The 21,223-nt window shown below is 64.9% G+C and carries 22 protein-coding genes and 1 tRNA gene; 16 read left to right on the plus strand and 7 right to left on the minus strand.

Going from position 1 to position 21,223, the window contains the following annotated elements; translation table 11 throughout:
• The first annotated feature begins 130 nt into the window (after positions 1–130).
• From BMI01S_RS03075 to BMI01S_RS03100, 6 genes are all read left to right on the plus strand, one after another.
• Complete coding sequence (locus BMI01S_RS03075; protein ID WP_028230024.1) at positions 131–1,648, plus strand: RNA polymerase factor sigma-54; 1,518 nt, start codon at positions 131–133, stop codon at positions 1,646–1,648.
• A 173-nt stretch (positions 1,649–1,821) separates the two neighbouring features.
• Positions 1,822–2,178, plus strand: coding sequence for a ribosome hibernation-promoting factor, HPF/YfiA family (gene hpf, locus BMI01S_RS03080; protein ID WP_028209344.1), 357 nt, complete (start codon positions 1,822–1,824; stop codon positions 2,176–2,178).
• Positions 2,179–2,453: 275 nt separating this feature from the next.
• Positions 2,454–2,975, plus strand: coding sequence for a PTS IIA-like nitrogen regulatory protein PtsN (gene ptsN / locus BMI01S_RS03085; RefSeq protein WP_042288238.1), 522 nt, complete (start codon positions 2,454–2,456; stop codon positions 2,973–2,975).
• Positions 2,976–3,170: 195 nt separating this feature from the next.
• A complete protein-coding gene (gene hprK / locus BMI01S_RS03090; protein WP_028209343.1) occupies positions 3,171–4,139 on the plus strand; it encodes an HPr(Ser) kinase/phosphatase in 969 nt (322 codons plus the stop codon).
• Between the two features lie 103 nt (positions 4,140–4,242).
• Positions 4,243–5,136: an RNase adapter RapZ gene (gene rapZ, locus BMI01S_RS03095; protein ID WP_028230023.1), complete on the plus strand. Its 894-nt coding sequence runs from the start codon at positions 4,243–4,245 to the stop codon at positions 5,134–5,136.
• Positions 5,137–5,178: 42 nt separating this feature from the next.
• Entirely contained in the window at positions 5,179–5,814 is a 636-nt protein-coding gene (locus BMI01S_RS03100; protein ID WP_028209341.1) for an LON peptidase substrate-binding domain-containing protein, read from the plus strand.
• A 39-nt stretch (positions 5,815–5,853) separates the two neighbouring features.
• On the opposite strand, the gene mutY is transcribed toward BMI01S_RS03100, so the two are convergent.
• The gene (mutY, locus tag BMI01S_RS03105; protein WP_081723310.1) at positions 5,854–6,987 is read right to left on the minus strand and encodes an A/G-specific adenine glycosylase; all 1,134 of its coding nucleotides are present in this window, start codon (positions 6,985–6,987) and stop codon (positions 5,854–5,856) included.
• 14 nt (positions 6,988–7,001) lie between these two features.
• Positions 7,002–7,832, minus strand: a complete 831-nt coding sequence (gene mutM / locus BMI01S_RS03110) for a bifunctional DNA-formamidopyrimidine glycosylase/DNA-(apurinic or apyrimidinic site) lyase (RefSeq protein WP_028209339.1) — start codon at positions 7,830–7,832, stop codon at positions 7,002–7,004.
• Between the two features lie 122 nt (positions 7,833–7,954).
• Between mutM and BMI01S_RS03115 the strand changes: the two genes are divergently transcribed.
• The 8 genes from BMI01S_RS03115 (at position 7,955) to hisC (ending at position 15,220) form a co-directional block, all read left to right on the plus strand.
• Complete coding sequence (locus tag BMI01S_RS03115) at positions 7,955–9,790, plus strand: tetratricopeptide repeat protein (protein ID WP_028230021.1); 1,836 nt, start codon at positions 7,955–7,957, stop codon at positions 9,788–9,790.
• A 29-nt stretch (positions 9,791–9,819) separates the two neighbouring features.
• Positions 9,820–10,452, plus strand: coding sequence for a lipoprotein insertase outer membrane protein LolB (lolB, locus tag BMI01S_RS03120; protein ID WP_028230020.1), 633 nt, complete (start codon positions 9,820–9,822; stop codon positions 10,450–10,452).
• A gap of 75 nt (positions 10,453–10,527) precedes the next feature.
• On the plus strand, positions 10,528–11,430 hold the full coding sequence (gene ispE / locus BMI01S_RS03125) for a 4-(cytidine 5'-diphospho)-2-C-methyl-D-erythritol kinase (RefSeq protein ID WP_028230019.1): 903 nt from the start codon (positions 10,528–10,530) through the stop codon (positions 11,428–11,430).
• 52 nt (positions 11,431–11,482) lie between these two features.
• A tRNA-Gln gene (locus BMI01S_RS03130) sits at positions 11,483–11,559 on the plus strand.
• 87 nt (positions 11,560–11,646) lie between these two features.
• Complete coding sequence (locus tag BMI01S_RS03135) at positions 11,647–12,603, plus strand: ribose-phosphate pyrophosphokinase (RefSeq protein WP_028209335.1); 957 nt, start codon at positions 11,647–11,649, stop codon at positions 12,601–12,603.
• A gap of 166 nt (positions 12,604–12,769) precedes the next feature.
• On the plus strand, positions 12,770–13,378 hold the full coding sequence (locus BMI01S_RS03140) for a 50S ribosomal protein L25/general stress protein Ctc (protein ID WP_028209334.1): 609 nt from the start codon (positions 12,770–12,772) through the stop codon (positions 13,376–13,378).
• Positions 13,379–13,524: 146 nt separating this feature from the next.
• Positions 13,525–14,127, plus strand: a complete 603-nt coding sequence (gene pth, locus BMI01S_RS03145; RefSeq protein WP_028209333.1) for an aminoacyl-tRNA hydrolase — start codon at positions 13,525–13,527, stop codon at positions 14,125–14,127.
• Between the two features lie 13 nt (positions 14,128–14,140).
• Positions 14,141–15,220, plus strand: coding sequence for a histidinol-phosphate transaminase (gene hisC, locus BMI01S_RS03150; RefSeq protein WP_028230018.1), 1,080 nt, complete (start codon positions 14,141–14,143; stop codon positions 15,218–15,220).
• A gap of 69 nt (positions 15,221–15,289) precedes the next feature.
• Here the strand turns inward: hisC and BMI01S_RS03155 are convergent, their stop codons facing one another.
• From BMI01S_RS03155 to rsmD, 3 genes are all read right to left on the minus strand, one after another.
• Positions 15,290–15,550, minus strand: coding sequence for a YfhL family 4Fe-4S dicluster ferredoxin (locus BMI01S_RS03155; RefSeq protein WP_028230017.1), 261 nt, complete (start codon positions 15,548–15,550; stop codon positions 15,290–15,292).
• An 86-nt stretch (positions 15,551–15,636) separates the two neighbouring features.
• Positions 15,637–16,134 carry a pantetheine-phosphate adenylyltransferase gene (gene coaD, locus BMI01S_RS03160; protein WP_028209330.1) on the minus strand — a complete coding sequence of 166 codons (498 nt, stop codon included), beginning with the start codon at positions 16,132–16,134 and terminating at the stop codon, positions 15,637–15,639.
• 108 nt (positions 16,135–16,242) lie between these two features.
• Positions 16,243–16,881: a 16S rRNA (guanine(966)-N(2))-methyltransferase RsmD gene (rsmD, locus tag BMI01S_RS03165; protein ID WP_028230016.1), complete on the minus strand. Its 639-nt coding sequence runs from the start codon at positions 16,879–16,881 to the stop codon at positions 16,243–16,245.
• A gap of 285 nt (positions 16,882–17,166) precedes the next feature.
• Between rsmD and ftsY the strand changes: the two genes are divergently transcribed.
• On the plus strand, positions 17,167–18,330 hold the full coding sequence (gene ftsY, locus BMI01S_RS03170) for a signal recognition particle-docking protein FtsY (protein ID WP_028230015.1): 1,164 nt from the start codon (positions 17,167–17,169) through the stop codon (positions 18,328–18,330).
• 81 nt (positions 18,331–18,411) lie between these two features.
• Here ftsY and maiA read toward each other — a convergent pair whose 3' ends face one another.
• Positions 18,412–19,059, minus strand: a complete 648-nt coding sequence (maiA, locus tag BMI01S_RS03175) for a maleylacetoacetate isomerase (protein WP_028230014.1) — start codon at positions 19,057–19,059, stop codon at positions 18,412–18,414.
• 49 nt (positions 19,060–19,108) lie between these two features.
• Positions 19,109–19,807: a fumarylacetoacetate hydrolase family protein gene (locus tag BMI01S_RS03180; protein ID WP_028230013.1), complete on the minus strand. Its 699-nt coding sequence runs from the start codon at positions 19,805–19,807 to the stop codon at positions 19,109–19,111.
• 304 nt (positions 19,808–20,111) lie between these two features.
• Between BMI01S_RS03180 and ybiB the strand changes: the two genes are divergently transcribed.
• Positions 20,112–21,077: a DNA-binding protein YbiB gene (gene ybiB, locus BMI01S_RS03185; RefSeq protein WP_028230012.1), complete on the plus strand. Its 966-nt coding sequence runs from the start codon at positions 20,112–20,114 to the stop codon at positions 21,075–21,077.
• Positions 21,078–21,223 lie beyond the last annotated feature (146 nt).

The following is a 21,223-nucleotide window of genomic DNA, read 5'->3' on the forward strand; positions in this document are numbered from 1 at the left end:
CGCGACGTGCGCCGTCCCTCGTTTGCGCACCAAATTCCGGGGACCCGACGGCGCGGCAAACGCTCGTTTTTGCGAATGTCTCGTGGTTTCGCCCGCGTGGCAAACTCTTTACAATGGTTCGCACACCGCCATGAAAGCCAGCCTCCAACTCCGCCTTTCGCAGCATCTTGCGCTCACCCCCCAACTGCAACAGTCCATCCGGCTGCTGCAGCTGTCGACGCTCGAACTGCAGCAGGAGGTGGCGACGGCGATCGCGCAGAACCCGCTGCTCGAAAACGAGGACGACTGGATCGCGAGCCCGCTGCGCGTAGCCGCAGACGGCTCGGTCATCGCGCAGCCGCCCGCGCCCTCGGGCGCGGAGCCGATGCAGGGCGCGAACACGTCCAGCACGGCGTCCAACGGCAGCAGCGAAAGCAGTGAGAGCGAGCCGCGGGGCGTGGACGAATACGACGGCCTCGGCGGCGACGCGAACGGCGACGCCAGCCAGTGGAACCTCGACGACTACGGCCGCTCAGGCAACGCCTCCGACGACGACGACCTGCCGCCGCTGCAGATCCACGAATCGACCACGACGTTGCGCGATCATCTGATGGCGCAGCTGCGCGAAACGAATGCGAGTCCGCGCGATCGCGCGCTGATCACGTTCCTCATCGAATCGCTCGATGAAGACGGCTATCTCAGCGCGACGTGCGAGGAAATCCTTGCGGACATCCCCGCAGAGCTGGAGGTCGATGGCGACGAGCTCAACGCGGCGCTCGCGCTCCTGCACAGCTTCGACCCCGCTGGTGTGGGCGCGCGTTCGGCCTCCGAGTGCCTCAAGCTCCAGCTGCTGCGCGTCAATTCGTCGCCCACGCGCACGCTCGCGCTAGAGATCGTGTCGCATCATCTGGAACTGCTCGCCGCGCGCGACTTCACGCGGCTGCGCAAGCAGCTGAAGACGGGCGACGACGAACTGCGCGACGCGCATACGCTGATCCGTTCGCTGGAGCCGTTTCCGGGTGCGTCGTACGGCAAGGCCGAAGCCGATTACGTGGTGCCGGACATCATCGTGAAGAAGAGCGGCCAGAACTGGCATGCGGAGCTGAACCCCGAGGTGGTGCCGAAGCTGCGCATCAACCATTTGTACGCGAATATCCTGCGCAACAACCGCGGCGATCCGGGCAGCGGCTCGCTGCGCCAGCAGTTGCAGGAAGCGCGCTGGCTCATCAAGAACATCCAGCAGCGCTTCGAGACGATCCTGCGCGTCGCGCAGGCTATCGTCGAGCGTCAGAAGAACTTTTTTGCACATGGCGAAATCGCCATGCGCCCCTTGGTTTTGAGGGAGATTGCTGATACGCTGGGCCTACACGAATCAACTGTCTCGCGTGTGACAACCGGTAAATACATGCTGACTCCATTCGGGACACTTGAATTTAAGTACTTCTTCGGATCGCACGTATCGACGGACACCGGCGGCGCTGCATCGTCCACCGCCATCCGCGCTCTCATCAAGCAACTCATAGGAGCCGAGAACACCAAATCTCCTCTTTCAGACAGCCGCATCGCCGAACTGCTGGCGGAACAGGGCTTCGTTGTCGCGCGACGCACAGTCGCGAAGTATCGCGAAGCGCTGAAGATCCCGGCAGTTAATCTGCGCAAGTCTCTTTAGCCTGTTCCGCCTTTCACGGAGCAGGCGTTTTCCGGCCGCTACGCCCGTTGGCGGAAATGGCCGGCCGAGCTAGCCCGTCGTCGCAGGCCTTTCGGGGAGCCTCGCACAGGCAGACAGTCGACCGGCATTGCCGCGCTTCACGCGTCCCGCGGCCATCAGCCTGGAGAAGCACTATGAATCTGAAGATCAGTGGACACCATCTCGAAGTTACGCCAGCGTTGCGAGAATACGTGATCACCAAACTGGACAGGGTGCTAAGACATTTCGATCAGGTAATCGATGGCAATGTGGTCCTCTCGGTCGACAACCATAAGGAAAAGGATAAGAGACAGAAGGTCGAAGTGAACCTTCATCTGAAAGGCAAGGACATTTTTGTGGAGAGCGCGAACGGCGACATGTACGCCGCCATCGATCTCGTGGTCGACAAGCTGGACCGCCAGGTCGTCCGTCACAAGGACCGCGTGCAGGGACATCAGCACGAGGCGATCAAGCATCAACCCGCGCCCATTATCGAGGTCCCGCCGCAATGAGCCTCGTGGCGATTCTCGCCATGAGCCGGAGCCGGAGTCGATAAGTTCATCCTCCGTCCGCTGAAGCGAAGCCGCCCGAACCGGGCGGCTTTTTCGTGGATGTGTGCAACCTGTGTTTTTGCCGGCGGTGCAACCGGGGAACAAAGGTTGCGCTCATGCGTGGCGCATCGCACCATCGGCATGGACGCTTGTTCTATAATGGTCCAGTCGTTTTCGGGGTCTTACGCACGAACAAGTCCCCATGGTCCCGGCATCGGGCTTCGTAGCCGGATCCAATGCTTCCGCGAAGGCGGGCAGTTGCTGGGGTGAGGAGCATTCAGGCCACGTTTTCGCCTGCCAACATGAATCGTTTAGCCAAAATACTTCCCATCGAGAACGTCGTCGTCGGTCTGTCCGTTACCAGCAAGAAACGCGTCTTCGAACAGGCTGGCCTGATCTTCGAAAACCAGAACGGCATCGCCCGCAGCACGGTTACCGACAATCTTTTCGCGCGCGAGCGTCTAGGCTCCACGGGCCTCGGCGAAGGCGTCGCCATTCCGCATGGCCGCATCAAGGGCCTCAAGCAGCCGCAGGCCGCCTTCGTGCGCCTCGCCGAGCCTATCGCCTTCGAAGCGCCGGACGGCCAGCCCGTCTCGCTACTCATCTTCCTGCTCGTGCCCGAACAGGCCACGCAGCAGCATCTTGAAATCCTGTCCGAGATCGCACAACTGTTGTCGGACCGCGAAACGCGTGAACGCCTCCATACGGAAGAGGACCGCGAAACATTGCATCGCCTGCTCACCCAGTGGCAACCTTGATCTAAGCGCGGCGTCTCGCGGGCGCGCGAAACGCGGTTCGCGCGGCCGACGGGCGCGCTCGACACGCGTTGCATGGGTGAAGCGCAAGGCCCCGAGTGCCGTTAATCATCCAGGTCGCATGGTTTGTTCCGCCCGCACCCTGAATCAGCAGTTCAGTCAGCCGTTAAGCGAGCCCTCTCGCGGAGTCACCGACTCATGGACACTTCCAGCATCAACGCCCAAAGCATCTTCGACGACAACGCCACCACGCTGAAGCTCAGCTGGCTGACGGGGCACGAAGGCTGGGAACGCGGCTTCTCCACGGAAACGGTGGCCACGGCCACGGCGAGCGCCGACCTCGTCGGCCACCTCAACCTCATCCACCCGAACCGCATCCAGGTGCTCGGCGACGCCGAGGTCCACTACTACCAGCGCCAGACCGACGAAGACCGCTCGCGCCACATGGCCGAGTTGATCGCGCTCGAACCGCCCTTCCTCGTGGTCGCCGACGGCATGACCGCGCCGCCCGAACTGGTGCTGCGCTGTACGCGCTCCTCGACGCCGCTCTTCACCACGCCGATGTCGGCGGCCACCGTCATCGACAGCCTGCGCCTCTACATGTCGCGCATTCTCGCGCCGCGCGCGACGCTGCACGGCGTGTTCCTCGACATCCTCGGCATGGGCGTGCTGCTCACCGGCGACTCGGGCCTCGGTAAAAGCGAACTGGGTCTGGAGTTGATCAGCCGTGGACACGGCCTCGTGGCCGACGACGCCGTGGACTTCGTGCGCCTCGGCCCCGATTTCGTCGAAGGCCGCTGCCCGCCGCTCTTGCAGAATCTGCTCGAAGTGCGGGGCCTCGGTCTTCTCGATATCAAGACGATCTTCGGTGAAACGGCCGTGCGCCGGAAGATGAAGCTCAAGCTCATCGTGCAACTGGTGCGCCGCCCGGACGGCGAGTTCCAGCGCCTGCCGCTGGAGAGCCAGACGGTCGACGTGCTGGGACTGCCCATCAGCAAGGTCACGATCCAGGTGGCCGCGGGCCGCAACCTCGCCGTGCTGGTCGAGGCCGCCGTGCGCAACACGATTCTGCAATTGCGCGGCATCGACACGCTGCGCGACTTCATGGACCGTCAGCGTCTCGCCATGCAGGATCCCGACAGCCAGTTTCCCGGCAAGCTGATCTGACGCTACCGCGCGGCCGGTCAACACACGCCGCGCGGCCCGGAGCGCCAATACGGGCGCGCGTATCGGATGCTATGATGACCCAATCGGGTTCATCGACTTTCCCATGCGTATCATCCTGATCACCGGCATTTCGGGCTCCGGCAAGTCAGTGGCGCTCAACGCGCTCGAGGACGTCGGTTACTTCTGCGTCGACAATCTGCCGCCGCGCTTTCTGCCTCAGCTCGCGCAATATTTGAGCGACGACGGTTACGAGCGCCTGGCGGTTGCCATCGACGCGCGCTCGAGCGCCTCGTTCGACGATATGCCGGAGATCATCCGCGACCTCGCGTTGCGCCACGACGTGCGCGTGCTGTTCCTCAACGCGAGCACGCAATCGCTCATTCAGCGCTTTTCGGAAACGCGCCGCCGCCATCCGCTGTCGGGCTCCGTCGCCCACGACGCCAATGTGGGCATGCTCAAGTCGCTGGAAGAAGCGATCGAGCACGAACGCGAACTCGTCTCGAACCTCGCCGAATTCGGCCATCAGGTCGATACGAGCAATCTCAGCGCGAACGCGTTGCGCCAGTGGGTGAAGATCTTCGTCGAGGGCGAGCGCGGCTCGCTCATGCTCACGTTCGAATCGTTCGGCTTCAAGCGCGGCGTGCCGCTCGACGCGGACCTCGTATTCGACGTGCGCACGCTGCCGAACCCGCATTACGACGCCCGCTTGCGCCCCCTCACCGGACTCGATCGGCCCGTGATCGACTTTCTCAACGCGCAGCCGGCCGTTCACGAAATGATCGACGATGTGTACGCGTTCGTTGCGAAGTGGCTGCCGCATTTTCGCGCCGACAACCGCAGCTATCTGACCGTCGCGATTGGATGCACCGGCGGCCAGCATCGCTCGGTGTACATCGCCCAGACGCTCGCCACGCGCTTTGCCGGCGGGGCGAACGTTATCGTGCGTCACCGCGACGCGCCTCTCGATGTCGGAGAGTCGTCACGGCTGATCGCCTAACCGGCTGCGCATCGCGCGGCCCTTAACCGAAAGCGTTGCGCTATGTCCTCGTCTCCTGCCGTGCTTGCCGATTTGCCGCTGTTTCCGCTGCATACGGTGCTCTTCCCCGGCGGCCTGCTGCCGCTCAAGATCTTCGAAGCGAGATACCTGGACATGGCGAGCGAGTGCCTGCGCGAGCACACGCCGTTCGGCGTGTGCCTGCTCAAGAGCGGCGCCGAGGTCGCGCAACCCGACGAGCCTGCCGTGCCTGAGACCGTTGGCTGCCTCGCCGTCATCGAGCAATGTGATGTCGAAACCGTCGGCATGCTGCACATCCAGGCGCACGGCACCCAGCGCTTTCACCTGCTCTCGCACCGCGTGCAGGCCGACGGCCTGCTCGTGGGCATGGCCGAGTTGCTCCCCGAAGACATACCGCTCGAAGGCGGCGAACAGCTCGCGAAGTTCGGCGCGTGCTCGGAAGTGCTCGAGCGGATCATCGCGACGATACGCGAGCGCGACCCGGCGAGCCTGCCGTTCGCGGAGCCGTTCCGCTTCGACGATCCCACGTGGGTGTCGAACCGTCTCGCCGAAGTGCTGCCAATTCCACTGCGCGCGCGCCAGAAGCTCATGGAGCTGAACGACGCGGGCGCGCGCATCGACATCGTGCATCACTACATGCAGCAGCATCAGTTGCTTTGAAGACGGGCTGAAGCCGATCTGGGCCGCCTTCGCGCGGACTCAGATCAGCGGTCCACGCAACCCGTCGAGCAATTTGCGCACAGGCGCGGGCACGCCATACGCGTCGATCTCGCCCAGCGGCACCCATGCGGTTTGCGTTTCGTTCGCTTCGAGCAACGCCGCTTCGCCCTGCAGTTCAACGACTCGCGGTTCGATGTCGAGCTTGAAATGCGTGAACGTGTGCGCGAGCGGCGCGAGCGGCGAAGCCGCCGCCGCGCGCTCGCGGCTCGCGCCCAACGCCTGCGCGCGCTCGGCGAGCGCCGCTTCGTCGGCGGCTTCGGGCAAGCTCCACAATCCGCCCCAGATGCCCGATGGCGGGCGCTTCTCCAGCATGACCGCGTCGCCGTCGAGCAGCACGAGCATCCAGGTGCGACGCGTGGGCACGGTCTTCTTCGGGCGCGCGGCGGGCAGCTCGCGCTGGCGCCCCGTCGTCTTCGCCACACAGTCATCCGCAAACGGACAGCGCGCGCAGTCGGGCTTGCCCCGCCCACAGAGCGTCGCGCCCAGATCCATCAAGCCTTGCGTGTACGCGCTCACGTCGGCGTCGCTTGCCGTGGAACCCGGCACCAGCGATTCGGCCAGCGTCCACATCGCGTTCTCCACGCGCTTCTCGCCCGGAAAGCCTTCCACGCCGAACACGCGCGCGAGCACGCGCTTCACGTTGCCGTCGAGGATCGTGGCGCGCGCACCGAATGCGAACGACGCGATCGCCGCCGCGGTCGAGCGGCCGATGCCGGGAAGCTCCGCCAGCGCCTCGACCGTCGATGGAAACTTGCCGCCGTGCGTTTGCGCCACGACCTGCGCGCAGCGATGCAGGTTGCGCGCGCGCGAGTAGTAACCGAGGCCGGCCCAAAGGGCCATCACGTCGTCGTCGGGCGCGGCGGCGAGCGCCTCCACCGTGGGGAAGCGCTCGAGAAAGCGCGCGTAGTACGGAATCACGGTCGAGACCTGGGTCTGCTGCAACATGATTTCCGAGAGCCAGATGCGGTATGGGTCGCGCGTGTTCTGCCATGGCAGGTCGTGACGGCCATGCTCGCGCTGCCAGGCGATCAGACGTGGCGCGAAGCCCGTGAGCAGTTGTTGGGGATACGCGTTTTCAGGAAGCGCCGCGGACGCATTGGAAGTTCGGTACATGGAGAAGCTTGCGGTCAGCGCTGGCAGCGCGGACAGAAATAAGTGGAGCGCTGGCCCTGCACGATCTGCCTGATCGGCGTGCCGCACACGCGGCAGGGTTGGCCCGCACGGTCATAAACGAAGTATTCGAGCTGGAAATAGCCGCTTTCGCCATTGCTGCCGACGAAATCGCGCAGCGTGCTGCCGCCCTTCTCGATGGCCGAGGCAAGCACGGCGCGCACGGCGTCCGCGAGGAGTTCGTAACGCGCGAGCGAGACACGCCCCGCAGGGGTCGTTGGCCGGATGCCCGCGCGAAAGAGACTTTCCGAGGCGTAGATATTGCCCACGCCCACGACGATGTCGCCCGCGAGCAGCGCCTGTTTGACGGCGACCTTGCGACCGCGCGTCTCGCGATAGAGCAGCGCGCCGTCGAACGCAGGCGCGAATGGCTCGATGCCGAGCGTCGCCAGCAGCGGATGGCCCAGCACGTCGCCGGCTTCGCGCGGATGCCACAGCACGGCGCCGAAACGGCGCGGATCGCGAAAACGCAGCGTGAAGTCGTCAAAGTACCAGTCGACATGATCGTGCTTTTCCGCAGCGGGCGGCTTGGGCAGGTTGCGCAGCACGCGCAGCGTCCCGGTCATGCCGAGGTGCACGATGAACCAGCCGTCGTCGACTTCGAACAGCAGATACTTGCCGCGCCGCCCCACGGAACGGATCGTGTGACCGCGTAGCGTGCGCGCAAGCGTGGCCGGCACCGGCCAGCGCAAAGCGGGGTTGCGCACCTCCACGCGCTCGACCCGGCGGCCCGCGACCCACGGCTCGATCCCCCTTCGGGTAACTTCGACTTCTGGCAACTCTGGCATATCTCGCGGCCTGATTGGGATGCGGATCCGGGCTGGTCTACAACTTGCCCAAACGCGTGTGCGCGTTGTGCGCGTATTGTAGCCAGCGCGTTACAATCGACCGAAACATTCGACGGAATTCCATGGAACTGTCTTTCGTTAAGCTGTTCGCGAAGCGTCCCGCAACGCCCCGCGTGCCCTCCGCCATCGCGCGCCGCCTCGTCGGCGCCGCGGTTGTCGCGGCTTGGGCACTGACCACGTCGAGCGCGTACGCGCAGGATCCGTCCCCCGACACGGACGATACGTCCGTCACGATGCCGGACGCCTTCGGCCCCGCGTCGCCCGACGAGAAGAAGGATCTGCCGGGCGTGCCGCTGTCGAGCCAGATCGTCTTCCAGGTGCTCGCCGCGGAAATCGCGCTGCAGCGCGACCAGCCCGCGCCCGCCTTCCAGACGTATCTCGCGCTTGCGCGCGATACGCACGACCCGCGTATGGCGCAGCGCGCCACCGAGATCGCGCTCGCGGCGCAAAGCCCTTCTGACGCACTGACGGCCGTGCAACTCTGGCAGCAGTACGCCCCCGATTCGGAACGCGCCGCGCAACTCGACGCCTCGCTGCTGGTGCTCGCCGGCAAGCCCGACGACGCCCAGCCGCTGCTCGCGCGCGAACTGGCGCGCGTGCCGGCCGACAGCCGGGGCCAGGCGATCCTCTCGCTGCAGCTTCTGCTTTCGCGCGGCCCCAATCGCGTGGGCGGCCTGAATGTGCTCAAGACGCTGCTCAAGAACGACATGAATCGTCCCGAGGCGCAGCTCGCGATCGGCCGCCAGCAACTGCTCGCCGACGACGTGCCGGGCGCGCGAAAGTCGTTCGAGCAGGCGCTCGCGCTCAAGGCCGACTACCTTCCTGCCGCGCTGATGCTGGCCCAGATGGGGCCGGAGGAGCGTGCCGAAGGCATCGCATCGATCGAAAGGTACGTCCAGCAGAACCCGAAGTCGCGTGAAGGCCGGCTTGCGCTCGCACAGACCTACCTCGCCGCCGACCGCCTCGACGACGCGCAAAAGCAGTTCGAGATCCTGCACAAGGAGAACGCGACCGACCTGATGCCGCTCATGGCGCTCGCGCTCATCAGCGTGCAGCAGAAGAAGTTCGACGCCGCCCAGAAGTACCTGGCGCAATACGCGCAGATCGCCGAGAAGAATCCGGCTGCGGACCCGGGCCAGGCCTATATCTACCTTGCGCAACTCTCGGTCGAGCAGAAGGATGACGCCGGCGCGCAAAAGTGGCTCGACAAGATTCAGCCCAATAGCCAGCAATACGTGCCGGCCCAGATCACGCGCGCCCAGATTCTCGACAAGGAAGGCAAGACCGACGCCGCGCGCCGCCAGCTCGCGAGCATCCAGGCCGACGACCCGCGCGACCAGGCGCTGATCGCACGCACCGATGCCGCGATCCTGTTCGACGCGAAGCGCTACCCGGAGGCCGAAGCGCGCCTCGCGAAGGCGACCGGCGACTTCCCGGAAGATCCCGATCTCACCTATGACTACGCGATGGCCGCCGAAAAGACCGGCCATTACGACGTCATGGAAGCGCAGCTGCGCAAGCTGATCAAGACGCAGCCCGACAATCCCCAGGCTTACAACGCGCTCGGCTACTCGCTCGCGGACCGCAACCAGCGCCTCCAGGAAGCCGACAAGCTCGTCGAGAAGGCCTCGGCGCTCGCGCCCGACGACGCGTTCATCATGGACAGCGTTGGCTGGGTGAAATTCCGCCTCGGCGACAACGCGAACGCAATCAAGCTGCTGCGCAAGGCGTACAGCCTCCAGCCGAACGCCGAAATTGGCGCGCACCTGGGCGAAGTGCTCTGGAAGAATGGCGACCAGGATGGCGCACGCGCGGCCTGGCGCGAGGCCCGCAAGCTCGAACCCGATAACGACACGCTCCTGAAGACGCTCAAGCGCTTGCAGGTCAACGATCTCTGATGGCAGATTTTTTCACGTCAGTTCCCCCGATGGCCCTCCCCGCAGCGCGCGTCGCCCGTTTCGCGCGGCGCGCGTCGCTCGGCGCCGCGGCAGCGGCGCTCCTCGTGCTCGCAGGGTGCGCCGCGCAGAAACCGCCGCGTCAACCGTCCACCTCGAACGCCACGACCTCGCTCAGCACGCAGACGAACCGCGCCTATCACGGCCGCTTCGCCGTGCAGTACGTCGACCAGAACGGTCAGCAGCGCAATGCCTACGGCAACTTCGACTGGCACGAGACCGACTCCACGGTGACGCTGCAACTGCTCAACCCGCTCGGCCAAACGCTTGCGCTCGTGACTTCCGCGCCTTCCCAGGCCACGCTTGAGCTGCCGAACCGCCAGCCGCTCACGGCCGACAACGTGAGCACGCTCATGCAGCAGGCGCTCGGTTTCGCGCTGCCCGTGGAAGGACTGCGCTACTGGCTGCAGCCGTCGGTTGCGCCCACGTCGCACGCGCGTACTGCGCCCGACCCGCAGGATCCGCAACGGCTCTCGCAGATCGAGCAGGACGGCTGGACCATCGATTACGTCGCTTACGCCGATGCGCCCGCGACCGCCGTGAAGCGCGTCAATCTCACGCGCGACGAGCCGCCGTTGCAGATCAGGCTGGTGCTCGACCAGTAAGCGCGCAGGCGCGCCTCCGGGGCGCTACCCATCACCCGTATTTCCGGGCCGGCACTCGCCGGCCGCGAAGGTATCATGATCGAAACCCAGGACTCGCTGCGCGACTGCCTCGCGCCCGCGAAACTCAATCTCTTCCTGCACATCACGGGCCGCCGCCCCAACGGCTACCACGATCTGCAAACCGTGTTTCAGCTTCTCGACTGGGGCGACACGCTACATTTCACACGCCGTCGCGACGGCCGCATCACGCGCACCGTCGAAGTGGAAGGTGTACCTGCCGAAGACGACCTCACTGTCCGCGCGGCGAAGCTGCTCAAGGAGTACACGGGCACGACCGAAGGCGTCGAAATCGATATCGAAAAGCGACTGCCGATGGGCGCCGGACTCGGCGGCGGCAGTTCGGACGCGGCCACCACGCTGCTCGCGCTCAACCGTCTCTGGAAGCTCAACTTGCAGCGCGAGGCGTTGCAGGCGCTCGCACTCAAGCTGGGCGCGGATGTGCCGTTTTTCGTGTTCGGAAAAAATGCGTTCGCCGAGGGTGTTGGCGAAGCCCTCGAGGCTGTACAATTGCCCCCGCGTCATTTTTTGGTGGTGACGCCGCGGGTACATGTTCCTACTTCTGAGATTTTTTCAGAAAAGTCATTGACAAGGGACACAAAGACCTGCACAATAGCAGTCTTTCTTGCACAGCATGCAACGCAGAACGGATGGCCAGATAGTTTCGGTCATAACGATATGCAAGCGGTTGTCGCGGGAAAATACGCGGAAGTAGCGCAGGTGCTTCGATGGTTTGAAAGTGTTTCAAACAGTATCGCGCCAGCGCGGATGACCGGATCGGGTGCCAGCGTTTTTGCAGCATTCGCCAGTCGGTCCGGGGCAGAAGCGGCGCAAGCCAGACTGCTCGCGGAACAACCGGACTGGAGAAGCGCGGTAGCCTCGAGTCTGGATACGCATCCACTCTTCGCTTTCGCGGCATAGTTTTGCGTGGCTGATCGGACCTAGCCGGCCAGCCAGGCTCAAAGTTGAGTGTAGGGGAGTCGCCAAGTTGGTTAAGGCACCGGATTTTGATTCCGGCATGCGAGGGTTCGAGTCCTTCCTCCCCTGCCAAGATTTCAGGCAGTTCGCTCTGTGGGTTACCCGGAGCAATTCGCCTAAGTAGTTCCTCTCGCCCCCCAAGTCCGCAGCAGGTGCATGATGAGCAGCCATGACGGCCTGATGGTTTTTACTGGCAACGCAAATCCGGCGCTTGCTCAGGAAGTCGTCAAGATCCTCGGTATTCCCCTCGGCAAGGCTATGGTTAGCCGCTTCTCCGACGGTGAAATCCAGGTCGAAATCCAGGAAAACGTGCGTGGCAAGGACGTCTTCGTCCTCCAGTCGACCTGCGCACCGACCAACGACAACCTGATGGAACTGATGATCATGGTCGATGCGCTCAAGCGCGCATCCGCAGGCCGGATCACTGCAGCCATTCCCTACTTCGGCTATGCCCGTCAAGACCGCCGCCCCCGTTCGGCGCGCGTCGCCATCTCGGCGAAGGTCGTGGCGAACATGCTGGAAATCGCCGGCGTCGAGCGGATCATCACGATGGATCTGCATGCCGACCAGATCCAGGGCTTTTTCGATATTCCCGTCGACAACATCTACGCTACGCCCGTGCTGCTCGGCGATCTGCGCAAGCAGAACTACGAGAACCTGCTGGTCGTTTCGCCGGACGTCGGCGGCGTGGTGCGCGCCCGTGCGCTCGCCAAGCAACTGAACTGCGATCTCGCGATCATCGACAAGCGTCGTCCGAAGGCGAACGTCGCCGAAGTGATGAACATCATCGGTGAAGTCGAAGGCCGCACCTGCGTGATCATGGACGACATGGTCGACACTGCCGGCACGCTCTGCAAGGCCGCGCAAGTGCTGAAGGAACGCGGCGCGAAGAAGGTGTTCGCTTACGCCACGCACCCGGTTCTCTCGGGTGGCGCGGGCGAGCGCATCGCCGCATCGGCGCTCGACGAACTGGTCGTCACCGACACGATTCCGCTGGGCGCCGAAGCGCGTTCGTGCGCGAAGATCCGCTCGCTCACGAGCGCAGGCCTGCTCGCCGAAACGTTCTCGCGTATCCGCCGCGGCGACTCGGTGATGTCGCTCTTCGCGGAAAGCTGACAAGCATTGACGCGCAAGGCGCGGCGTTCGCAAGAATGCCGCGCTTTTGCACGTAATCGGCGCGAACGGACGAAGGTTCGCGCTGCATCGCCGGGGGCCCGAAGGCAGTCATTTGCTGAAGGCCCCGTTTTACTGCCTGGTCGCGGGCAGTGCATTGGAGAATCAAATGAAAGTCGTCGCTTTTGAGCGTAGCGTGCAAGGTACGGGTGCGAGCCGCCGCCTGCGCAACGCTGGCAAGACCCCTGGCATCGTGTACGGTGTCGGCGCCGAGCCGCAACTGGTCGAACTCGACCACAACGCGCTGTGGCACGCCCTGAAGAAGGAAGCCTTCCACTCGTCGATCCTCGACCTCGAAGTGGCCGGCAAGTCGCAGCAAGTTCTGCTGCGCGACGTGCAATACCACCCGTTCCGTCAGCTCGTGCTGCACGTGGACTTCCAGCGCGTGGATCCGAACAAGAAGATCCACACGAAGGTGCCCCTGCACTTCATGAACCAGGAAACCAACCCGGCCGTCAAGCTGGGTGGCGCGATCATCTCGCACGTCCTCGCCGAAATCGAAGTGGTGTGCCTGCCGGGCGCGCTGCCGGAATTCCTCGAAGTCGACCTCGCGAAGATCGAAGCGGGTCAATCGCTGCACGCCAAGGACATCACCCTGCCGGCAGGCGTGACGCTGGTTGCGCACGTCGAAGCGGAAAACCCGGTCGTCGCGTCGGCACCGGTGCCGGCTGGCGCCCAGGCCGCTGCTGAAGGCGAAGAAGCGCCGGCTGCGGAGTAAGCGCAGCGGCGAAGAGCCGATCCTCTCGATCCGTTTCCCTGAAACGGACGACGTGACCCGCCGCGGTTCGCCCCGGCGGGTTTTTTTTCGCACTTTTTCGTACACTTGCGGATCGATTCAGCGATTCACGCAGGCGGAACACCACAATGATCAGGTTGATCGTCGGGCTCGGCAATCCGGGCGCCGAATACACGGCGACGCGCCACAACGCGGGCTTCTGGTTCGTGGACCAGCTCGCGCGCGAAGCCGGTACGACGCTGCGCGACGAGCGGCGCTTCCACGGCCACTATGCGAAGGCTCGCCTCTACGGCGAGGAAGTGCATCTGCTCGAGCCGCAGACGTACATGAACCGCTCGGGCCAGTCGGTCGTCGCGCTCGCGAACTTCTTCAAGATCCTGCCCGACGAGATCCTCGTCGCGCACGACGAGCTCGACTTGCCGCCCGGCTCGGTCAAGCTCAAGCTCGGCGGCGGCAGCGGCGGCCACAACGGGCTGAAGGACATTTCCGCGCATCTTTCCACGCAGCAGTACTGGCGTCTGCGCGTCGGCATCGGTCACCCGCGCGACCTGATTCCCGAGGGCGCACGCGCGGGTGCGAAGCCCGATGTCGCGAACTTCGTGCTCAAGCCCCCGCGCCGCGAGGAACAGGACGTCATCGATGCGTCGATCGAGCGCGCGCTCGCGGTCATGCCGACCTTCGTGAAAGGCGAGGCTGAGCGCGCAGTCATGCAGCTGCATCGAACCAGCTGAAAAGGAGAGCGTTTTGAGTCGTTACTGGAGTGACATCGTCCACAGCCTCGTGCCCTACGTGCCCGGCGAACAGCCCGCGCTCGCGAAGCCGGTCAAGCTCAACACCAACGAGAATCCGTATGCGCCTTCTCCCCGCGTGCTGGAGGCGATCCGACACGAGTTGGGAGAAACGGGCGAGTCGCTGCGCCGCTATCCCGATCCCGTCGCGAAGCGACTGCGCGCCGCAGTCGCTGCGCATCACGGCATTCGCGTGGAGCAGGTATTCGTCGGCAACGGCTCCGACGAGGTGCTCGCGCACGCCTTCCAGGCGCTCCTCAAGCACGACAGGCCAATACTTTTCCCCGACATCACCTACAGCTTCTACCCGACCTATGCGCGGCTCTATGAAGTCGAATACCGCACCGTGCCGCTTACCGGGGAGTTCGCGATTCGCATCGACGATTACCTCCCGCGAGCCGGCAACGAGCATGGCGGCGTGATCTTCCCGAATCCGAACGCGCCCACGGGCCATGCGCTGCCGCTCGCCGAGATCGAGCGGCTGGTAGCGGCCAACACGGAAACGGTGGTGGTGATCGACGAGGCGTATGTGGATTTCGGCGCGGAATCGGCAATCGCGCTGATCGACCGCTATCCGAATCTGCTCGTCGTGCACACGACGTCTAAATCGCGTTCGCTCGCGGGCATGCGCGTGGGTTTCGCGTTCGGCCACGCCGACCTGATCGATGCGCTCAATCGCGTGAAGGACAGCTTCAATTCGTACCCGCTCGACCGGCTTGCGCAGGCCGCCGCGACGGCCGCTTATGAGGATGACGAGTGGCTGCGAATGACTAGCGCGCGAGTAATCGCCAGCCGCGAGCGGCTCACGACCGCGCTCGCGGCGCTCGGTTTCGAAGTCGTTCCCTCGGCGGCGAATTTCGTCTTCGCGAAGCATCCCGCGCACGATGCGTCAGCAATCGCGGCCCGGTTGCGCGAAAAAGAGATCTTCGTGCGCCACTTCAACGCACCGCGCGTGAACCAGCACTTGCGGATTTCGATCGGTACGGATGCCGAATGCGATACGCTCGTCGACGCGTTGAAGGGCATCGTCGCGTAACAACAGGGCAAGACGGAATAAAAAACGCGCCGGTTGGCGCGTTTTTTATTTGCCGTTCGATCTGGCGCGTCAGGCGTTGTTCTTCGCCGCCATCAGCGCGTGGTACTTCTGCATCAATTGCTCCGGCGACTCGATGTGCTCCGGATTCCTGGGGATGCACTCCACGGGGCACACCTGGATGCACTGCGGCTCGTCGAAATGACCGACACACTCGGTGCACTTGCCAGGATCGATCACATAGATTTCCGGGCCCATCGATATCGCGTCGTTGGGGCACTCGGGCTCGCAGACGTCGCAATTGATGCACTCGTCGGTAATCATCAGGGCCATGCTTATCTCACTCCTGCCGGCGCGCGGGCCGGTAACACACGTTGCTCGACCCGATAGTTTACGCTTGTTTCGCCATGCGTTCACGCCTACGCAACGGGGCCGCCCATCGAAGCCACCTTGTCCTCCAAACGCTTTTCCACCGAAGGAAACACGAACTTGCTGACATCCCCGCCCAGCTGGGCGATTTCACGCACGATCGTGCCCGAAATGAACTGGTACTGGTCAGAGGGCGTCATGAACATCGTCTCGACGTCGGGCAGCAGGTAGCGGTTCATGCCCGCCATCTGGAACTCGTATTCGAAGTCCGACACCGCCCGCAGGCCGCGCACGATCACGCGCGCATTGTTGGTGCGCACGAAGTCCTTGAGGAGCCCCTTGAAGCTCATGACCTGGACGTTCGGGTAGTGACCGAGCACCTCGTGGGCGATTTCGAGCCGCTCGTTGAGCGAGAAGAAGGGCTTCTTGTTGCGGCTGTCCGCAACGCCGACTACCAGCGTGTCGAAAATGCTCGACGCGCGCCGCACGAGATCCTCGTGACCGCGTGTGAGCGGATCGAAGGTACCGGGGTACACGGCGACTACCATGAGGCTTCTCCTCTCAACGGAAATGGGGCGCAATGCAGCGCCGTGGCGACGCATGCGCATTCGCGTGCGTGACGGCCAGGCCGCCCGCCTCTTCTTATCGAACGCGCATTATTCCTCATTTTCGCGCTGCAGCAAATGATAGTGAACCGCCCCTGCCTTGCCTTCGCGCGCCACGACCCAGCCCGCCAGCGCAGGCTGCGCGGCCGGATCGATCGCCTGGCCCGACTCGACGTAGAGCCAGCCGTCCGGGGCGACCAGCGGCGCGGCCAACTCGAGCGAGCGATCGAGCAGCGCGGTGTCGCCAAACGGCGGATCGAGGAAGACGACGTCGAACGAGCCCGGCGCGAGATTGGCCGCGAGGCGCAGCGCATCGGCCTCCGCGATTTCGATCGTGCGCGCGCCGAGGCGCGCCTGATTCGCGCGCAACTGCGCGGCCGCGCGTGCGCTGCGCTCCACCATCACGACGCGCGCCGCGCCGCGCGAGGCCGCTTCGAAGCCAAGCCCGCCGCTGCCCGCGAAGAGGTCGAGGCAGCGCAAGCCGTCCAGCCGCTGACCCAGCCAGTTGAAGAGCGTTTCGCGCACGCGGTCGGGCGTCGGACGTAGGCCGTCCAGATCCAGCACCGGCAGCGGCGTGCGTTTCCAGTCGCCGCCGATGATGCGGATCGTGTGCGTGCCGCCGCCACGTGCGCGTGGATCGGACTGACGGGAGCGGGCGCCCTGGCCGCGCGGAGAAGAAGAACGGGTCATGCGTTAGGTCGTGTGGCTTCGTTTTACTGCATTTGACCGCAGGCATTCAGCCTGCCGGCGGAACTGGAATGCGGTGGCCGGGCGCAACGTTTTCGCATCGCACCCTCCAATGCGCGCACGTTACCACAGGGGCGCTCACGTGCCGCACGGACGCCGCAACGACGCGGCAGCGACTCCTGCGAATGCGCCTGATAAAATGCCGTGTTTTCCGCGCGTTACCTCCTCCTATGCCGTCGCTGACCGCCCCTCGGTCCGACCCGCAACGCGCCTGACCCACCTCAGACCATGTTCAGTTTCTTCAAACGATTCCGCGGCTCGAAGGACGCCGAAAACGCGCCGACCGATGCCGCCGACGTCGCCGAGGCCACCGGCGCGCCCGAAGCGCCGGCCGCCGAGGCACGCGAGGCGCCGTCCATCTCGCCAGCCGTGAGCGCGCCGGCCGCCAGCGCCCCGGCGAAGCCGATCGAGCCGCCGCAAGCCACCGGCGCGGACGCCGACGAACCCGAAGCAGTCGAGATCGTCCCGCCGCCCGCGCCCGAGCCCGCCGCGAAGCAATCGTGGCTCACGCGCCTGAAGTCGGGCCTGTCCAAAACGAGCTCGAATATCCAGAGCATTTTCGTCAATGCGAAGATCGACGACGATCTTTACGAAGAGCTCGAAACCGCGCTGCTGATGTCGGATGCGGGCGTCGACGCGACCGAATATCTGCTCGAACAGCTGCGCCAGAAAGTGCGCGCCGAGCGCCTGACCGACGCCCAGCAGGTGAAGAACGCGCTGCGCGAGCTGCTGATCGGTCTGCTCGAGCCGCTCCAGAAGTCGATGATGCTCGGCCGCGCGCAGCCACTCGTGATGATGATCGCGGGCGTGAACGGCGCGGGCAAGACCACGAGCATCGGCAAGCTCGCCAAGCATCTGCAGCGCTTCGACCAGAGCGTGCTGCTCGCCGCCGGCGACACGTTCCGCGCGGCCGCGCGCGAACAGCTCGCCATCTGGGGCGAGCGCAACAACGTGACGGTCGTGCAGCAGGAAAGCGGCGACCCGGCCGCGGTGATCTTCGACGCGGTGAGCGCCGCGCGCGCGCGCCGCATCGACGTCGTAATGGCCGACACCGCGGGCCGCCTGCCCACGCAATTGCACCTGATGGACGAACTGAAGAAGGTCAAGCGCGTGATCGGCAAGGCGTTCGATGGCGCGCCGCACGAGGTGCTGCTGGTGATCGACGCGAATACCGGCCAGAACGCGCTTGCCCAGGTCAAGGCATTCGACGATGCGCTCGGCCTGACCGGCCTCATCGTCACGAAGCTCGACGGCACGGCCAAGGGCGGCATTCTCGCCGCGATCGCGCGGCAACGGCCCGTGCCCGTGTACTTCATCGGCGTGGGCGAAAAGGTCGAAGACCTCCAGCCGTTCGTGGCCGAAGAGTTCGTCGATGCGCTTCTTGGCGGCTAAAGGCGCGCGATTGTCCGGGTTTGAATGAAAGAAGGGCGTCGTTCTCGCGAACGACGCCCTTTTTTTATGCACGCCTGAGGCTTACTCCGAATCGGGCTGCACGCCCGGCTCGGCGCGCGCGAACGCATCGAGCGTGAGCGCGTAGTCGTTGATGCGCTGAATGGTCGGGTAACGCGTCGTGTCGATCTTGAAGCGGTTCGCGTTGTAGACCTGCGGCACGAGGCAGAGGTCGGCGATGGTCGGCGTGTCGCCATAACAGAGCTTGCCCGTGCGCGCATCGCCGGCGAGCCGCTGTTCGAGCGTCGCGAAACCCGACTCGATCCAGTGGCGGTACCAGGCGTCCTTCGTCGCATCGTCGACGCGCACCGAATGCTTGAGGTACTTCAGCACGCGCAGGTTGTTCAGCGGATGAATCTCGCACGCCACCTGCAGCGCGAGCGAGCGCACGTGCGCGCGATCGGCGGGCGACTTCGGCAGGAGCGGCGGCTCGGGGTGCGTCTCCTCGAGGTACTCGATGATCGCGAGCGATTGCTGGATCGTGTGCGCTTCGTCGTCGACGAACGTCGGCACGATCGCGTCAGGATTGATCTGGCGGTAGGCCGGCTTGAGCTGCTCGCCGCCCTCGCGCACGAGGTGGACAGGCACGTATTCGTACGGCAGGCCCTTCACGTTCAGCGCAATACGTACGCGATACGACGCCGAACTGCGGAAATAGCTATAAAGCTTCATGCTCCTCTCTTGCTCCTCTTTTCTCGAATCTGGGTGCGGTTTGCGCCGCTCAAACGACCCGCACGGCGAATTCGCCGATACCGTCCACGCCGCCCGTCATCACGTCGCCCTTGACCACGGCGCCCACGCCTTCGGGCGTGCCCGTGAAGATGAGGTCGCCGGCCTTCAGCTCGAACAACGTCGAAAGAAACGCGATCGTGTCGGCGACCGGCCAGATCATCTGCGAAATATCTGAACGCTGTTTGTCCTCGCCGTTGACGGCGAGCCAGATCTCGCCTTTCGAGAGCTGCCCGATCTGCGAAACCGGGTGTATCGGACCGATGGGCGCGGAGTGGTCGAAGCCCTTTGCCGTGTCCCACGGACGGCCGAGTTTCTTCGCTTCGCCTTGCAGGTCCCGGCGCGTCATGTCGAGACCGAGCGCGTAGCCGTAGACATGGTCGAGCGCGCTCGCGACAGGAATGTCCTTGCCGCCCTTGCCGATCGCCGCGACGAGTTCCATTTCGAAATGCACGTTTTGCGACTGCGCGGGATACGGGAACTCGGCGGTCGAGCCGGGCGCGACGTAGAGCAGAGCATCGGCGGGCTTGGAGAAGAAGAACGGGGGCTCGCGCTCAGGATCGTGGCCCATCTCGCGTGCATGCGCCTCGTAATTGCGGCCAACGCAGTAGATGCGCCGCACCGGGAAGCGTTGGTCGCTGCCGGCCACCGGCACCGAGGCGAGCGGCGTCGGTTCGAATACATACGTCATGGGAGTTCTCCGTCTTTGTGATGGGGCGGGCGCGAGGCCCGCGGGCCAGTGGACTTGCGAGGCTCGTCAGGCGCGGCGGCGGGGCAGGCGCCCCGCCCGGAACATCCGCGAGTGTAACGCGCGACAGTGGGCATGCGCGGCGCAGCTTTCGCGCGGCCGACGGCCAGGTACGGCGGGCAAGTTGTGCCACGCTCATGCGATACTTGGCCGATCCCCATTCCTGTACGACGGCGGCCTGCTGCGTCGCGTAGCGTTTGCCGCGCTCGATGCAACCGCAATGCCGCTGAACGAACCACGCTTGCCCATGACGACCGCCGACTCCATCGACCTCTTTCCCTGCGCCCGCTTCATCAAGGAGATCGGCCGCGGACCGAATGGCGCGCGCGCTCTCTCACCCGAAGACACCCGCGCGCTCTACGCCGCGATGCTCGAAGGGCGCGTGCCCGAACTGGAACTCGGTGCGGTGCTGCTCGCTTACCGCCTCAAGGGCGAGACCGCGGACGAGCTCGCAGCCATGCTGTCGGCCGCGCACGCCTCATTCGCGCCCCTCGTGGTACCGCATGGCGACTACCGGCCCGTGTCGATCCCGAGCTACAACGGCGCGCGCAAGCAGCCGAATCTCGTGCCGCTGCTCGCGATGCTGCTCGCGCGCGAAGGCGTGCCGACGCTCGTGCACGGCGTCACCACCGATCCGGGCCGCGTGACGAGCGCGGAAATTTTCGCGGCCCTGAACCAGCCCGAAGCGCGCGATCACGCCGGGATCGAGGCGCTGCTGGCCTCGCGCCGCGTGGCGTTTGCATCGATCGAGACGCTCGCGCCGCAACTCGCGCGCCTGCTCTCGCTGCGCCGGCGCATGGGCGTGCGCAATTCCACCCACACGCTCGTGAAGCTGCTGCAGCCGTTCGCCGAGCCGGGCCTGCGGCTCGTGAACTACACCCACCCGCCGTATCGCGAGAGCCTGAGCGCCCTCTTCGCGGCGCATCCGGAAGCCGCGGCGGGCGGCGCGCTGCTCGCGCGCGGCACCGAAGGCGAGGCGGTCGCAGATACGCGCCGCCAGGTCCAGGTGGACTGGCTCCACGACGGCATATGCGAGACGCTGATCGCCCCGGAGCGCTCGTCGCCTGAGGCCCCCGATGTCGATCTTCCTGAAGGCCGCGACGCCCCCACTACCGCCGCATGGATCAACGCCGTGCTGCGGGGAGAAGCACCGGTGCCCGAAGCACTCGCGCGCCAGGTCGAGACGATCAAGCGGATCGCGAAGCGCGCCTGACTTCGCCGCCAGGTTCGCGAAACGCGCGCAAGCGCCTTCAGCAAGCTTTTGCGCTGATCTTCGTGCATCTTCACTCGCACCTGCCGCCCATTCGCCGTTGACACATCCGCCCAAACTGGCTTACATTGGACGAATGCGTTCCTTCC

It is taken from the genome of Paraburkholderia mimosarum LMG 23256 = NBRC 106338, assembly GCF_000739815.1.
In the GTDB taxonomy this organism is placed as follows: domain Bacteria; phylum Pseudomonadota; class Gammaproteobacteria; order Burkholderiales; family Burkholderiaceae; genus Paraburkholderia; species Paraburkholderia mimosarum.

Excerpts from the sequence above, each read along its gene's own strand:
- hpf (WP_028209344.1), top strand. The coding sequence starts at position 1,822 with ATGAATCTGAAGATCAGTGGACACCATCTCGAAGTTACGCCAGCGTTG.
- BMI01S_RS03140 (WP_028209334.1), top strand. The coding sequence starts at position 12,770 with ATGAAAGTCGTCGCTTTTGAGCGTAGCGTGCAAGGTACGGGTGCGAGC.
- mutM (WP_028209339.1), bottom strand. The coding sequence starts at position 7,832 with ATGCCAGAGTTGCCAGAAGTCGAAGTTACCCGAAGGGGGATCGAGCCG.
- maiA (WP_028230014.1), bottom strand. The coding sequence starts at position 19,059 with ATGAAGCTTTATAGCTATTTCCGCAGTTCGGCGTCGTATCGCGTACGT.
- BMI01S_RS03180 (WP_028230013.1), bottom strand. The coding sequence starts at position 19,807 with ATGACGTATGTATTCGAACCGACGCCGCTCGCCTCGGTGCCGGTGGCC.
- rapZ (WP_028230023.1), top strand. The coding sequence starts at position 4,243 with ATGCGTATCATCCTGATCACCGGCATTTCGGGCTCCGGCAAGTCAGTG.
- BMI01S_RS03155 (WP_028230017.1), bottom strand. The coding sequence starts at position 15,550 with ATGGCCCTGATGATTACCGACGAGTGCATCAATTGCGACGTCTGCGAG.
- rsmD (WP_028230016.1), bottom strand. The coding sequence starts at position 16,881 with ATGACCCGTTCTTCTTCTCCGCGCGGCCAGGGCGCCCGCTCCCGTCAG.
- mutY (WP_081723310.1), bottom strand. The coding sequence starts at position 6,987 with ATGTACCGAACTTCCAATGCGTCCGCGGCGCTTCCTGAAAACGCGTAT.
- BMI01S_RS03135 (WP_028209335.1), top strand. The coding sequence starts at position 11,647 with ATGAGCAGCCATGACGGCCTGATGGTTTTTACTGGCAACGCAAATCCG.
- BMI01S_RS03115 (WP_028230021.1), top strand. The coding sequence starts at position 7,955 with ATGGAACTGTCTTTCGTTAAGCTGTTCGCGAAGCGTCCCGCAACGCCC.
- coaD (WP_028209330.1), bottom strand. The coding sequence starts at position 16,134 with ATGGTAGTCGCCGTGTACCCCGGTACCTTCGATCCGCTCACACGCGGT.
- ptsN (WP_042288238.1), top strand. The coding sequence starts at position 2,454 with ATGCTTCCGCGAAGGCGGGCAGTTGCTGGGGTGAGGAGCATTCAGGCC.
- lolB (WP_028230020.1), top strand. The coding sequence starts at position 9,820 with ATGGCCCTCCCCGCAGCGCGCGTCGCCCGTTTCGCGCGGCGCGCGTCG.
- BMI01S_RS03100 (WP_028209341.1), top strand. The coding sequence starts at position 5,179 with ATGTCCTCGTCTCCTGCCGTGCTTGCCGATTTGCCGCTGTTTCCGCTG.
- ispE (WP_028230019.1), top strand. The coding sequence starts at position 10,528 with ATGATCGAAACCCAGGACTCGCTGCGCGACTGCCTCGCGCCCGCGAAA.
- hprK (WP_028209343.1), top strand. The coding sequence starts at position 3,171 with ATGGACACTTCCAGCATCAACGCCCAAAGCATCTTCGACGACAACGCC.
- ybiB (WP_028230012.1), top strand. The coding sequence starts at position 20,112 with ATGACGACCGCCGACTCCATCGACCTCTTTCCCTGCGCCCGCTTCATC.
- pth (WP_028209333.1), top strand. The coding sequence starts at position 13,525 with ATGATCAGGTTGATCGTCGGGCTCGGCAATCCGGGCGCCGAATACACG.
- BMI01S_RS03075 (WP_028230024.1), top strand. The coding sequence starts at position 131 with ATGAAAGCCAGCCTCCAACTCCGCCTTTCGCAGCATCTTGCGCTCACC.
- ftsY (WP_028230015.1), top strand. The coding sequence starts at position 17,167 with ATGTTCAGTTTCTTCAAACGATTCCGCGGCTCGAAGGACGCCGAAAAC.